This is a genomic window from Mesobacillus maritimus (assembly GCF_023715205.1).
Lineage (GTDB): Bacteria > Bacillota > Bacilli > Bacillales > Cytobacillaceae > Mesobacillus_B > Mesobacillus_B maritimus_C.
In genome coordinates this window covers 1-14449 of sequence record NZ_JAMBNR010000029.1, presented here as the reverse complement: position 1 = coordinate 14449, position 14449 = coordinate 1, and the positions used below count along the sequence as shown (strand labels likewise).

Annotated in this window: 13 protein-coding genes, 3 tRNA genes and 2 other RNA genes; 3 read left to right on the top strand and 15 right to left on the bottom strand. The window is 36.9% G+C overall.

The window, feature by feature from the left end:
- Positions 1 to 20: 20 nt before the first annotated feature.
- The 4 genes from M3182_RS24620 to M3182_RS24605 form a co-directional block, all read right to left on the bottom strand.
- Entirely contained in the window at positions 21 to 857 is an 837-nt protein-coding gene (locus M3182_RS24620; RefSeq protein ID WP_251560455.1) for an alpha/beta fold hydrolase, read from the bottom strand.
- Positions 858 to 1129: 272 nt separating this feature from the next.
- Positions 1130 to 1873: an SDR family NAD(P)-dependent oxidoreductase gene (locus tag M3182_RS24615; protein ID WP_251560453.1), complete on the bottom strand. Its 744-nt coding sequence runs from the start codon at positions 1871 to 1873 to the stop codon at positions 1130 to 1132.
- 422 nt (positions 1874 to 2295) lie between these two features.
- The gene (locus tag M3182_RS24610) at positions 2296 to 2697 is read right to left on the bottom strand and encodes an HPr family phosphocarrier protein (RefSeq protein WP_251560451.1); all 402 of its coding nucleotides are present in this window, start codon (positions 2695 to 2697) and stop codon (positions 2296 to 2298) included.
- Between the two features lie 479 nt (positions 2698 to 3176).
- Complete coding sequence (locus tag M3182_RS24605; protein ID WP_251560449.1) at positions 3177 to 3389, bottom strand: hypothetical protein; 213 nt, start codon at positions 3387 to 3389, stop codon at positions 3177 to 3179.
- A 192-nt stretch (positions 3390 to 3581) separates the two neighbouring features.
- Between M3182_RS24605 and M3182_RS24600 the strand changes: the two genes are divergently transcribed.
- Both M3182_RS24600 and M3182_RS24595 read left to right on the top strand, forming a co-directional pair.
- The gene (locus M3182_RS24600) at positions 3582 to 5375 is read left to right on the top strand and encodes a M3 family oligoendopeptidase (RefSeq protein WP_251560447.1); all 1794 of its coding nucleotides are present in this window, start codon (positions 3582 to 3584) and stop codon (positions 5373 to 5375) included.
- Between the two features lie 297 nt (positions 5376 to 5672).
- Positions 5673 to 6245, top strand: coding sequence for an HAD-IA family hydrolase (locus M3182_RS24595; protein WP_251560445.1), 573 nt, complete (start codon positions 5673 to 5675; stop codon positions 6243 to 6245).
- A gap of 169 nt (positions 6246 to 6414) precedes the next feature.
- Here M3182_RS24595 and M3182_RS24590 read toward each other — a convergent pair whose 3' ends face one another.
- The 11 genes from M3182_RS24590 to M3182_RS24540 all read right to left on the bottom strand — a co-directional run bounded on the left by M3182_RS24590 (position 6415) and on the right by M3182_RS24540 (position 12697).
- Positions 6415 to 6798: a hypothetical protein gene (locus M3182_RS24590; protein ID WP_251560443.1), complete on the bottom strand. Its 384-nt coding sequence runs from the start codon at positions 6796 to 6798 to the stop codon at positions 6415 to 6417.
- 248 nt (positions 6799 to 7046) lie between these two features.
- Positions 7047 to 7982 (bottom strand): ribose-phosphate diphosphokinase, encoded by a 936-nt coding sequence (locus tag M3182_RS24585; RefSeq protein ID WP_349775476.1) that lies wholly within the window; start codon positions 7980 to 7982, stop codon positions 7047 to 7049.
- Positions 7983 to 8156: 174 nt separating this feature from the next.
- Positions 8157 to 9023: an alpha/beta hydrolase gene (locus M3182_RS24580; protein ID WP_251560441.1), complete on the bottom strand. Its 867-nt coding sequence runs from the start codon at positions 9021 to 9023 to the stop codon at positions 8157 to 8159.
- Positions 9024 to 9160: 137 nt separating this feature from the next.
- Positions 9161 to 9784 (bottom strand): class D sortase, encoded by a 624-nt coding sequence (locus M3182_RS24575; protein ID WP_251560439.1) that lies wholly within the window; start codon positions 9782 to 9784, stop codon positions 9161 to 9163.
- Between the two features lie 54 nt (positions 9785 to 9838).
- Positions 9839 to 10234 (bottom strand): LPXTG cell wall anchor domain-containing protein, encoded by a 396-nt coding sequence (locus tag M3182_RS24570; protein WP_251560437.1) that lies wholly within the window; start codon positions 10232 to 10234, stop codon positions 9839 to 9841.
- A 179-nt stretch (positions 10235 to 10413) separates the two neighbouring features.
- On the bottom strand, positions 10414 to 11055 hold the full coding sequence (locus M3182_RS24565) for an O-methyltransferase (RefSeq protein ID WP_251433427.1): 642 nt from the start codon (positions 11053 to 11055) through the stop codon (positions 10414 to 10416).
- 730 nt (positions 11056 to 11785) lie between these two features.
- Positions 11786 to 11857, bottom strand: a tRNA-Gln gene (locus M3182_RS24560).
- A gap of 48 nt (positions 11858 to 11905) precedes the next feature.
- Positions 11906 to 11994 (bottom strand) — tRNA-Ser (locus M3182_RS24555).
- 13 nt (positions 11995 to 12007) lie between these two features.
- Positions 12008 to 12188, bottom strand: a non-coding RNA gene (ssrS, locus tag M3182_RS24550) — 6S RNA.
- 50 nt (positions 12189 to 12238) lie between these two features.
- Positions 12239 to 12600, bottom strand: a transfer-messenger RNA (tmRNA) gene (gene ssrA, locus M3182_RS24545).
- Between the two features lie 6 nt (positions 12601 to 12606).
- Positions 12607 to 12697: transfer RNA gene (locus M3182_RS24540), tRNA-Ser, on the bottom strand.
- A 458-nt stretch (positions 12698 to 13155) separates the two neighbouring features.
- Between M3182_RS24540 and M3182_RS24535 the strand changes: the two genes are divergently transcribed.
- Positions 13156 to 14169, top strand: coding sequence for a DUF3231 family protein (locus M3182_RS24535; RefSeq protein ID WP_251560435.1), 1014 nt, complete (start codon positions 13156 to 13158; stop codon positions 14167 to 14169).
- The last annotated feature ends 280 nt before the right edge of the window (positions 14170 to 14449 follow it).

Genomic DNA, 14449 nt, shown 5'->3' with positions numbered 1-14449 from the left:
AATAATAGACCTTTAATAGCTTATTTTTGTAGATTTAATACGGTTTGAAAATGATCCTTTATATAGGGAATGACTTGTTTAGGTGCTTCTACATGAATAAAATGGCCCGTATCCGGAATGATGTGGACGTTCGCCTGGGTGAACTGCTCATCCCGTGTTTTATATGCAAACTCCGTCGAAATATAGGGGTCGTTCTCTCCCCAAAGAATCGTGACATGACTCTTAATGTTTGATAGTGTTTGATACGGTTCAATTAATTGACGATTAGCTGAGCGATACAATTCTAAAATCACTTTTCGTGTTGCATCCTTTTCAAAAATCCGGAAGAAATCTTCGAGAATATCTTCGTCGACCGAAGGAATCTCTTTTTTCATACTGGTCATCCATGCTTTTTTATTCGCCATCGCTTCAACCACTTTTTCACCTAAATCAGGTGTACGCCATTTTTTCGCGAGCGGATGCCAAGTGTACCCTGGTACCAGACATGTATCGCTGATAATCAGACTTTCAATTTTTTCGGTGTTGTCACAAGCCCAACGCAAACCAATCATTCCTCCCCAGTCATGAACGACTAGATGAAGTTTCTCTAATGCTAAAGCGTCGGTAAAGTCACTGATAAAAGCGACAAAATTTTCCCAATTGGCCTCGTATGGAAAACGGTCGCTTTGACCAAATCCCGGTAAATCTGGCGCAATCGCACGAAAACCTAAGGAAGTAATTTCGGGAATAATGTGTTTATAAAGCATACTTGATTCTGGTACACCATGAATAAGTAAAACTGGAGGCGCATCTTTGGAGCCTATATCAAAATATGAAACCAGTTGGTTGTTTAAACTCATAGTTTGTTTTGCAATCATTTTAACCCCTCTCTCCCTATAAAAATGAACCACTATTCAATTATAGCTGCTATTTTTATGAATATCTATAATTTTCCGACTCTTCGTGTTAGAAGTGAATCCTCTTATTAGCTTTTGAAAATTCACGTTCAAACGTCACGAGTACAATTACCTATTTATAACTACACTTTGGTTTGTTCATCTTCTTACTATAAAATTTCCACTTTACAAAAAAATACCTATTCGCAAACAAATAGGTAAAAAATAAATATTTTTTATGTGTTTGTATTATTCTACAAATTCAGTGTTCCGCCATCAATCACAATCGTCTCACCAGTGATAAACGATGATTCATCGGAAGCAAGGAAAAGAACCAAATTCGCTACTTCTTCAGGGTTTCCAATTCGCTTTAAGGCGTTTGCGGTGGAAAGGATCGGCCATTTCTTGGTTTTCTTCCAATCCTCTACCATATTCGTTTCAATGATTCCAGGTGCAATAGCGTTTACACGAATGTTTTGTTTTCCAAATTCCGTTGCAGCGGTTTTTGTTAATGCAATCACACTACTTTTAGATGCTGAATAAGCAGCCACCAACTTCTGTCCTTTTATACCAGCGATGCTAGCTGTGTTAATAATCGACCCACCATCTATCATTTGCGGAATGGCATATTTCAAGCCAAGGAACACTCCTGTTGTATTTACGTCAAAAACATCTTGCCATTCTTCCAACGAAACATCCGGGATTTTCTTCTCCCCGCTGCTTACCCCCGCATTATTAAACAAGATATCGAGTTTTCCAAATTTCTCCACTGTTAGACGAACCATGTTTTGAACGTCTACAGGTTGGGTCATGTCCACTTGAACAAACTCTGCTGTGCCCCCAATTTCTTTAATGAGGTTCACCGTATTCACTCCAAAGTCTTCTGAACAATCGGCCACCATCACACAAGCACCTTCCTTAGCAAACCGAAGGGCAGTCGCTCGTCCTATTCCACCCCCGCCACCTGTAATAATTGCAACTTTGTTTTCTAAACGCATGTAATCACTCTTTTCTTTTAAATTTTACGTAACACTTCATCTTATACAGCAAGTTGTCCTATTTAAATTTTACTAGGTTTTGTGAATTATATTCTGTAAATTCAAAATTTTTATATAAGAGAAGGGTTTATACCATTATTGGTGGGAGCGGAAGCTATCGTTTAAAAGAACATAGTGAGAAAATGCACTGTTTCCCTTGTTTGATCTTTATTACCAACAAAGGGTAAAACTTCATATTGGACTTTTAGGGAGAAATAAAGATTGGATGTTAACAATTGAATTTGAAAGGGAGATTGTTTTTACTGTTCATGACCCTTGAGAATTCTGTGATTATGTGAAAATGGTACTAGTTATTAAAAATGACTACTAAACAAAAAAACTCAGAAGTCCAAGGTTTGACCTTGAATTTCCGAGTTATATCATTAATATATCTTCTTCATCGTTAAATAAGATTTAGCGACATTGTGTACGGCCGAATTCCAACAAGATTTGGATTCTATTAAAGCTTGAGTCACATGATCTATCCCCTCTTGCTCCCAAAGACTGAGGTCGTGATCAGAAACAGGTTGATTATTAATAAAACTACCTATTTGCTGCAAGATTTTATCAGAATTTTCTCCTCGGACAATTATTGAAAACTTTGCACCTTTCTTCGCAGAGACAAGCATACTCATCGCTCCTAAAATACTCTTCGCATTCATCATTATGTTATTTTTTTTTATGAAAATCTCGTCTTCAAATAAACTTGCAAAGTGAGTCATTTCAACTACTTTCTGTACACTAAATCCACCGTCTGGAATAAAAAAGACACTTTGTTTCTCCATATTCATTCCTCCCATTCATTTTATAAACGAAAAAAAATTGTGACTGTAAAAAAATCCATATGCTCATTTAATTAGGTTCCTTCACCAAAAATTAGAAGATCTTATAGCAACCTTACCACCTTAAGTCTAATCTGTATCGATTTCTGTCATGGAAAGTAACAATGTTTTTAAGCACAAAAAAGAACCCTAAAAATCGGAGTCCTACCATCAAGTTTTACTTATTGGCCTTTTTCCCAAACTTTGTTGCTTTTGAAGACGAATGAATGAACGATGTGATACCAAAGAGAACTTGATTCATGAGGAAAGAGCATACAAATTTTATCTCAACCTACCCAATGACAATTATTGGTTAAAATCGGCTTTAGATTTTAAACAACAATCATACAAAAAGCAGCCATTTAAAAATGGAAATGAAATTGTTTATCTAAAAGGCGGACCAATTTCTTTTGGGCCCGTTTACTCTTCATATATCTTTCTACTCATGAGTTACTTTGTAAATGACTTCTGATTTTCCGATTGATATGAAACAACCGATGATATTTTTGATTATGATAAAGCTCTTCAAACCATTCGTATTTTCTCAACTTTTCTATATTGCTATTAATCTTTCTTGTGTTTAAAACGTTATGCCCAGAGTAGATGGATAAAATAAATTCGTTGATGATATCAAATAATGTAAACATGATTTCCAAGTCAACTCCTTATCTTCACTTCCCCTATCTGCATTTTTAATACCCAGAATAGTCAAGTTGAAATCAAAAAAATAAAAATTAGGTCATTTCAAACATGTTTACTGGAAAATCGAGTGAAATTATGCCAATCATTCGAAAGAAGATTAATAATATTCTATAATTATTGAATACGGCTGTTTAGGAGGACTGTAAATGGAAATCAAACCAAAAGAAAATTGGGACCTTGATCGACTTTACCCTGGTGGGAAAGAATCAGAAGACTTACATACGTTAATTACGACATTACAACACGATTTACCTCGTTTCAAAAAAAGGATTCGATCTATAGCTAATGATCAATCAGTTGAGGAAATCGTCACGCTCTTAGATGGAATTCAACAGTGTAAATTAGCTGCTTTTCAGCTTGATGAATATTTAATTTGTCTTTACTCCGTCAATCAAGATGACCCCGACATAACGAAATTAATCAATGAGAGTGCAACCATAAAGGCAGGTATGGATGCATTGTTGTTGGAATTAGATGCTGAATTGGCAAATTTGCCACAACAACAATGGAGTCAACTCCTAAATCATCAACAAGTAAAAGCATACAACTTTTATTTAACGGAACATAAACAACAGCTTCTTAAAAAATTGCCTTTTGAAAAAGAAAAAATCATAACCGAGCTGTCTGTTAATGGATTCGTTGCTTGGGAGGATTATTACGAACAAATGATGGGCGATCTACGTTTCCTTATCGAGAAAGATGGAAAAGAAGAGGAAATATCTCTTGGTCAAGCAATGAGCTATGGAGTGTTTTCGAATAATCGTTCATTACGCCAGAAAACGTCTCGAACGATTGTAGATGGTTTAAAGAAACGCTCCGAGTCCTTTGCAACCGTCCTCAACCGCATCTATGGATTTAGGCTCGATGTCTATAAACAACGCGGATGGACCAATGTGTTACAAGAATCGTTGCAAGCAAACAGAATTAATGAACAAAGTGTACAAGCGATGATTTCAGCGATTAAAGAGAACCTAGATATTGCCTATCAATTTTTCAATCGAAAAGCAAAAGTCATGAAACTAGACCGTTTAGCTTGGTATGATACGGAAGCACCTAGTTTCCCTACCAGTACCCAAGTGACCTACTCGGATGCAAGGAACATTATTGTTACCCAGTTTTATCAGTTTAGTGAAAAACTAGGGGAATTTGCCGAACGAGCATTTGATGAAGGTTGGATAGAAGCTGAAAATCGCAAAGGAAAGATGCATGGTGGTTTCTGTGCATATTTGCCATTGCACAAAGAGAGTCGCATCTTTTTAACGTTCACTGATAGTTATCAAGATGTTGTTACAATTGCACATGAGCTTGGACATGCGTATCATAACCATATTTTACGAGATGAACCGGCGTTTACACAGGAAGTCAGTACGAGTGTAGCCGAAACCGCCTCCACATTTGCGGAAAATTTGGTACTAGATGCAGCAATTGCTGAAGCTTCGAGTGATGATGAAAAACTTGCTTTATTAGAGATGAAAATCTTAAATGGTTTAAAATATCAAGTTATGGTTCCGGCGATGTTTGAATTTGAACAAAAATTATATAAGCTGAGACAACAGGGACCTATCACTGGAAAAGAAATATCCGCTTTAATGGATAGCATGCTGAAAGACGTATATGGCGATGATTTAGCCGAAAGCAATCCTTATTTATGGATGACGATTCCGCAATTTTTCAGTACCAAACTCGCCTTCTATAACATCCCGTATACCATTGGATATCTGTTCAGCAACGGTATTTATGCGTTAGCAAAAGAACATGGAACTAAGTTCGTTGAACAATACGATGCACTATTAAAAAACTCAGGTAGAATGACGGTCGAAGATTTAGTATCAACTTATTTGGAAAAAGACATCACCGAAAAAGAATTTTGGGAAACATCGCTTCAACCAACCATTGCTGCGATTGACGAGTATTTAAGGTTAACCGAAAAAATGATCTAACTGATGTCTTATTTGCTGAATGTTTGTAACCTTTTAGGCTTTTTATATAACCAGATTTACATTGCGTTCATAAGCAATCAATAGTAAGCTAATATTTTTAGAAGGCTTTCTCAAACGTTGTTCCTTTAGAACGTAAAATACGACTGAATGAGCTAAGTTATACAGTAAAATAGCTTCATTTATCATGAGCGCTTGCGAACTTAATTTAAACATACATATGGCTAGCTATTGCGTTATAAGGCTTAACGATTTTAACAACCAGCCTATTAGAAAGAGTCAGTAAGAAAAGAGGTTAATATGAATATACTTTGGGATTTTGATGGTACTTTATTTAATACCTACCCTTCCCTGGTCGAGGGGTTTGTTGCTTTAAGTGGACAGGATTTAGATCGTGATGAGGTTTTAAAATGGTTAAAGAAAGACTCTAAAACCGCTTTTAAACATTATAGCATTGATGAAAATCAACGTCCTGAATATCAACGATTGCATAATGATTATGCAAAGAACACCAGCGAACCTTTCGAGAACTTAGAGGATGTATTATCACATGTAGATGACAATATTATCGTAACGCACCGTGATAAAGAATCTACAGTTTATCTACTTGAAAAATTTAATCTGTTGAAATATTTTAAAGAGGTTGTCGCGGTGGAGGAACAGGGATTCATACGGAAACCCGACAGTGCTTCTTACGAATATGTGTTGGAACGCCATCAGATTGACTTGGTCGTTGGCGACCGTGATTTAGATTTGATTCCGGCGCGCAAGCTAGGCATCAAAACTGTTTCTTTTCAAAATCCAGCGATTGAAGCAGATTATCATATTGACCAGTATCGTGATTTTATTCCATTCGTACTGGAGAAGTTGTAACGACGATTTAATCGAGAAAATTTAGACATATGAGTTTTAATAAACAAACTCGCCAAACGAACGGTCCCATGTATTTGATAGTATAAAAAATGGTTTAAGTTTATGATTTGGCGAGTTTGCTTAAATGAACAAAACTTTTTTCTAATGAACGAAACAGTATAAGTCCCTCCTATACTTCCACTGTATTCAACATCTTTTTTTGATAATCTAGTATTTCTTCATCCGAAAACACATTTGAAGCAAGTCGTTTGACTTTATCCCAGTACAGTTTGAAGTTTTCATATGTATGACCTTGCTCATAAATAAAGTTTTTTAAACTACCACCTGTGAAAAAGAAATGTGTTTTAGGATATTTTGCATCCCAGTAAATATTTGCTCTTAATTTTAATTCATTCCCTGTTTCCTTTACATGAAGATTAATCGAAACTGCACAACGGAGTCTAGGTTCTCCGTGGTCATGCCCTTCGCCCTTTCGGTTTATAACGATTGAAGTTACATACTGTTCATTTTCAACTTCTATTTCTTTTTCATTCATTTTCAATCCGATCATCATGTATCCCCCCTTTTATTTATATTAATAACTAATTTCACCAACAAGTCTACTATATTCTTTATTCATTTGGGATAATATCAGGCAACAGCAAATCCCCTTAATCAGTCGATTTTTTTAAAAAGTTCTTCCATTTTTAAATGCGATTCCATTATTACCGCTAGACTTTTTCAAATATTTAAACACTTAAAAAAAAAGAAGAGGACTAATGTTAGTTAACAAATAATCCTCTCGTTAAATTCAGTTGAATTTTATTCAAATAATGGGCTAACTGCTTTTTCATTGTGAACACGGTCAATTGCCTCTACCAGTAACTGAGCAACCGAGATGGTTGTAACTTTCTTGCTTTCTTTTTCTTTTGGATAATCAATCGTATTGGTGACGACCAATTCTTTAATCGGAGACGCTTCAATTTTATAAACAGCCTCTCCAGTCAACACCGCATGTGTACAACCAGCATAGACTGTCTTTGCTCCGGCTTTTGCAATCGCTTTTGCTGCGGCTGTAATGGTTGCTCCAGTATCTATTAAATCATCGATAATAATCGCATTTTTGCCTTCCACATTCCCAATTACATGGACTTCTTCTACATCACGTTTATCAATTAGCGCTAGTGGGGCATCCAAAAGATTTGCCATTTTTCGAGCTCGCCCAATGCTGCCGCCATGTGGCGCCACAATTACGACTTCTTCTAGCTTTTTATCCATAAAGTACTGTGAGATAATTGGAACACCAATCAAATGTTCAACCGGGATCTCAAAGAATCCTTGTGTTGCAGCCGTATGGAGATCCATTGTGATGACACGGGTTGCACCAGCCGCTTCTAAAAGGTTGGCCACTAATTTCGCGGTAATGGGCTCACGTGAACGCGCTTTGCGATCTTGACGCGCATAGCCAAAGTATGGAATTACAACATTGATCCTACTTGCTGACGCACGCTTTAATGCATCAATCATAATTAAGAGTTCAAGAATGGTTTCGTTTACAGGGTTAGACGTTGATTGAACAACATAAACTTCACTTCCCCGAACACTTTCTTCTATATGTATTTGAATTTCCCCGTCACTAAACTTTGAAACCGAGGACTTCCCTAATTTACAGCCTAAGAGGTCGGCCATTTCTTTCGCTAGCTTTTGGTTTGAATTCAACGCAAACATTTTAAACTTCTCTTCTAGTTGGTACGTCACCTAAAAATCCTCCACAACTTAATTTTCTAACGATCCCAAGCTTATTTTACTATAACCCTATTGCTTGTAGTAAAAATAACATAAAATTACTACTTTTTCATCCCCACAAACAAAAAACCAGGATAAGTTAAATCCCGGCCAATTCTTTCCCTTTACAAGTTTATCATAAATGACTTATAAACGCCCTGCTGATTTATAAAAAATTCTTTGTTTCTCTAGGACTTTTTGGTCTAACCAGCCAGTTAAGTCGAGTAACATTTTATCCTTCCCCACTTCATCAAATGGGCGGTGCTTTGTATTATTATATTCAACTAACATTTTATCCTCAGAAGAAACCTGGTTATAAAACCGCCTCAACTTGGCTGGAGGCGTGATTTTATCATCTAACCCATACTGCAATAGAAAGGGAGTCTTAATTTCTTCCGCTTCTTCTACTATCCGTGAAACAGCCTCCATTAAGCCTCTACCTAATCCCGGAGTAGCCGTATTATGGCGAAGACCTTCCGGGTTGTATTTTTCCCGTAAGGTTGGATCTTTTGAATCTAGTGGGAAATTACCTGACTTGGTTATTGGGAAATCGGGTTTGATTTTCCCTAACAAGTACACCCCGATTCTCTCAAATCGGGTCAATTCATATGAGATACCAGGTGAAATCGCGACAACACCGTCTAAACCTTCTTGGTGGTCTATTACATATTCAAGCGCAATTACTCCACCCATACTATGACCAACAATAAAAAGTGGCAATTCAGGTTGCTCGGTTACGGCAAATCTTCTGAACTCGTGTAAATCACCACGAAATTCCTTCCAACTTCGTATATAACCTCGTTTACCAGAGCTTCTTCCATGGCCACGCAAATCTAAGGCATAGACAAGAAAGTGTTTTTTCACCAAGCTTGCGCAGATGTTTTGCATTCCCCCACTATGGTCACCGAAACCATGCAGAACTAGAACAATTCCCTTAGGCTGTCCTTTAGGAAAAAACGAGCGATAATAAAGTTCCGCTCCATCTATACCATGAAAAAATCCTTCAGCTTTCATTTAAAATGTTCCTCCTGTGCAAACCAATCCATTTACTATTTTACAATACTGTCTATTATATCGAAAAAGAAGGAATTTATCACATGTTTGTAATAGTTTTCACAATTTGTTAGCAATTGCCGAATTTTCTCTTTAATCTAAACATCACGTTTTCCTTGAAGTTCAGCTTGAACAATATATCTTTGTGGCGCATTTCCAAAATATTGAAAAGGATAACAAGTTGTTAAGGTAAGGGTTGGTTTTTCTTTATCAACAATAACCGACCGGTCTTCCGCATCTGTAATCCAAATTTTCTTAACCTGATAAGTATAAATTGAATCTCTATATTCTACTTGTAAAGAGTCGCCTTCTTTTAAATATTTCAATCGATAAAATACAGTATCACGATGTCCACTCATTACAGTATGGCCCCCACCATCGGGGGCCGTGGTTCTTGGACTGACATACATCCCAACCCCGTTCTTAAGAACATTTGAATCTGTCCCCCAATAGACCGAATATTTCATTTCGACACTAGGAATGACCAATGATGCCACCTCATCCCCAATCGTATGATCAACTTCCGTGCTGGGTTTGATGAGAAACGGTTTCCAATCATCTTTCCCTTTTTGGGTAGACAGAACCTCACGTTTGTAGTGTTGGACTTCGGCCATTGTTAAATTCTCGGCAGCAGAATGACCGATCTGCCATACGATAAAATGATAGGCTCCCATTGATAGACCGAGGAGCATCAAACAAATTCCGATCACTCGTTTTATCATCTTTTATCCTCTCCTAATAAAAGCGACAGGATTTCTCCTGCCGCCTATGCTTCCCTATTCATTCACTTTTCGATAGCGGAAGAAGAAAAAAGCGCCACTAATTACAAGACCCACCGCCGCAAAAATACTAGAAACATGGTTTGTTGCGGTAGATGGAAGAGCCTCTCCGATCATGCCATTTTCATCTGTAGTATCACCATTCTCTTCTGCTGTTTCACGGTCTGCGGCATAATTTGTAAACTCTTCAGAGGTAACTTCACAAGGATATCCGTCACCGTCTCCATCCAAATTATTCGGATCATTTTCTGCACTATAATTATTCTCGTACCAAAACTCCATTACCGCTTCTTTTGTTGAGAAGTCATCACAATTATACTCGTCCTGTGCAAACACCCCTGTTGAATAAAAAGATAAAAAGACTCCTGATAATAAAACCATTAACCATTTCATTTTTAAAACTCCTTTCAAAATTAGTCAGGTTTATTATCTCGGAATAGGATGGAAATATTCGTTTATTTTTATTAAATATGGAGTTGTTGTAAAATTTTGCGACTTAAGTATGAGGTGGAAAGGATTATAATAAAAAAAGCCCAACGCATCAGAATATTACTTACGTTGGGTTTCGATTCCTATACTGTTTTTACTTTTGAAACTGTTAAGCCATCCCCTAGTGGTATGAGTAGCGATTCTAATTGAGGATGAGACGCCACAAAATGGTTGAATTCCTTCATCGTTTCCGTATATCTCTTTTGTTTTACATCGGAACTGATGACACTACCTCCTGCTAGGACATTATCAGAAACAATTATTGCACCTGGCTCCGCCAATTTGATGCAATAATTTAGGTAGTTTATGTAATTTACTTTATCTGCATCAATGAAAAAAAAGTCGTATCTGGTTTTAGTTTCTACAAGGTTTTCTAGGCTTTCTAAGGCTGGACCGGTCAAATAGAAAACTTGCTCCGCAAAACCAGCTTTTTTTAAATTTTCATGGGCCAACTTTGCATGCTGTTCCTCTAACTCCAGGGACGTTAAATTTCCTTCCTTTCCGAATCCTCTTGCCAAACAAATTCCGCTATAGCCACCAAGTGCACCTATTTCAAGTACATTTTTGGCACCTGAAATAGAGACAAGCATCGTCAAGAGTTTTCCAGAGGTAGGAGAAACGGATTTCGATGGCATTCCGTTATCTTCTATCGATCTAAGGACTTCCATTAATACATCATCTTGGTTTGTAAAGACATTCTCAATATATTGATTCATTCGCTTCATTAATGATGACTTCCTTTCACGATACGAATATGTAGGAGATGGTAAATAGTTTTTGCATAACAAGAGTATCACTTACTATCATTAATATCTTTACTATACCTGAATTTCGTTATTTTGGCATTTATTTAAGGCGCATGCAATCTTAAATTTTGACAGCTGTTCGTCTTGGTATCTATTTTAACCTTCTTTTCTTCTAGATGTTCTATAGACTATAAGGAAGAAATCCCTTTGTCCGTAATTCTAGCGGCCATTCTAGGGATTCCTCCTATTCATCCATAACACACCATAATTTTAATCCTTTGAATATTGGTTTTTAAATTGCAGGTGATGGATAATTTGCTGGTATTCATTTTCATTCATAATTCCGAAGGTTTTGCACAAAATGGAGTATTTTAAAATTTTATTTTTAATTCTCGGACTCTGCATCATGTTTTTTACTCCCTTCCTTTATACAAAATCCTTTTCCATTTTTTGGCTGAGAAATGAAGCTTTTTTACTCATTCTGTAATCAAACAATGTTTCCGTAGGGAAACTTTCCACCAAAAAAAATTGTTTGTTTATCATATGACAAAAATTTGCAACAAGTGAAAATTGATGAACTATACCAACATTACCATTCACTTTGTTCTACGAAAAGCAAATTCATTACGTGTACTGTATCAGTATTTAAGGGCATTGGGGTCGTAAAAAAACCGAACTCAATCAAGAGTTCGGCAATTCTTCATTTATACTGGGCTAGCAGGATTCGAACCTGCGCATGACGGAGTCAAAGTCCGGTGCCTTACCGCTTGGCTATAACCCAATGTAGGAATTATTTTATGTAGGTATCTGGATATTATTCAAGTAAGTATGGCGGAGTTGGAGGGATTCGAACCCTCGCACGCTTGCACGCCTACTGCATTTCCAATGCAGCCCCTTCGACCACTTGGGTACAACTCCACATTTATTTTGGATCAATCCCATTATGCCCTTTTCCCCAGATGCTTTATATACCCGCTCCTCGCAGGTGGGTTTCCGCATATTGACTTCTGCCTTCCGATCTACGCCAGCATGACATCCACCAATTCATCTAGGAATCCCGCATCATTCTTACGGTTAAAAACATATAAGGATAACGAACATCGCAGGACTGATGCTGCTTTTGGTGCTCACCAAAGGATTTTCACCCTACGGCAAGCATAGTTGGTGGAAATGATGGGAGTCGAACCCATGTGCAGAGACATCGCCACTTATACGTCTACGAGTGTAGTCAGTCACTTGAATTTCGCCTGCTTCTTTAGCCTACTGACTGGCATGGAAGCCGCTAGTCTGAATTTCTCTTCCGTATCCCACAGACTTGGAATCCGGCGTAGTCCACAATCTCTTAGTCCCTTATCCTACCACATGGACGATGGAGGAAGGAACCGCAATCAACTGTTTTTAGGCAGCGAAAGCGAAGTTGTTTTGTTGTTTGCCAGTTATATTGGCTTTGACCTTTTTAACGAGATGATCGACTCGACTCGCAATATAAGCTCAAACTATCCCTGTCGATACCAAAACATTCCCATAGTATGGCGGGGAAGGAGGGATTTGAACCCTCGCGCCGGTTGCCCGACCTACACCCTTAGCAGGGGCGCCTCTTCAGCCACTTGAGTACTTCCCCAAGTAGTATCTATTAGCCCTATTTCTGTTTGTTTCGTACCGTGTGAGTACAATATAACATGCATAAAAACCTTTGTGCACCTGTAATTTTATGTAGAGTTGGGTCTTTTATCCTATTTTTTTCACGATGAAAGAATAGACAGTGATACGCAAATTGAATCCTTTCTTATCTAATCTTATCATCAGCCTTTCAACAAACAATTGGATATACCGATCTTTCATATAAAGATAAACTTTTTTCAAGTACTATAATTCTTTTCTATTCTTTAATCTTTTCCAAAGGCTTTTCTCAAACATTGTTGCTATTTAAAGGAAATAAAGAATTTAGCTATGGTTTAATTCCAAATTCGTTTACACAAACAGCCTTTCCTTATATCAAACAATTCATAGATATTTAGAAGTTTGGAAAACTAAAAGTAATCAAATTTAGATTTATTTTTTATAATTGGAGGGAAAAGCTTGATACTAACAAATCCGATTAGTTCTTCGGAGGTTGGAACACTCTGGCTTACATACGAAGAAAAAACCATGATCATGAGAATGCTGGAGTATTTTATTGAGAAAGCAGATGACAAAGAGGCAAGAAACATAATGGGTGGTCTATGGCAAGAGCTTAATTTTTATGTTTTAAAGATGGAAAAGTTGTTTGAAGACCAAGGAATGGTCAAACCGTTTGGATATACCTCTGGAGATGTGAACTTAGAAGCACCAAAACTATATGATAATGGCTTTGATATCATGTTCATCCGCTTATTAAAAGAAGTAAGCATGGGGATGTACACCATCAATATGAATATGGCTTATAACGACAAAGTGATGGAGATTTATGAGGGCTTAACGACAGTAACTCAAAAAATATATAAGCTCTCTACTCTATATTTACTAGACAAAGGAATATTAACTCTTCCTCCAAAAGTGACCATGCCGAAGAGCGTAGAATTTATCGAGAACAAAAGTTATTTAAGTGGATTTAACCCACTATCAGAAAAACGAGCATTAAATGATATTGAAATTGGTTTCCTTCATCATATGATAGAAGTCAATAATATTGGCATGCAATTGATTACTGGTTTTGCACAAAGTGCACAAAATGATGACGTTAAGAGGTACTTGGTAAAAGGCAAAGAATTAGCGAAAAAACAAATCAAAATTGCAGAGGATATTCTATTAGAGAGTGATGTGCAATTTTCGGCTACTTCTGGAAGTACCGTGACAACTTCTACATCTCCGGCATTTTCAGATAGATTAATGATGCATTGTATTTATTTATTAAATGGATTCGGGATTGTTGGAAGCAGTTTTGGAACGTTTTTTAGTATGAGGAATGATATTGCTTTAAAAACAACATTAATAGCCAAGGATGTTTACTTTTATGGTCAAGAGGGAATTAAGCTTAAGATTAAACATGGATGGTTTGAGGAACCTCCTCAAATGGAAGATCGGAACAAGATAATAAAAAAAGGGAAAGAATAAATCTCCCCCGCCAACAAATACTACTATTAGTGTTAGTTCCTAACACTAATACAAGATAGGGGGTATCTAAATTGAATAAACTTATCCACTTGTTTTCAGACCTACTGACGTTAATTATTAAAATTCGATTTTTCATCGCCCATTTAAATGATAAACTACCATGAAAATAAACTTCCGTAACTTGGAAAAAAGGCAATACTAAAGAAAACGCAGCTCATTCGTTTTTTTTAAGAGAGGAGCGCCTGATTCGTTGGTTTTATTGAGGTAGATCTACTGGATT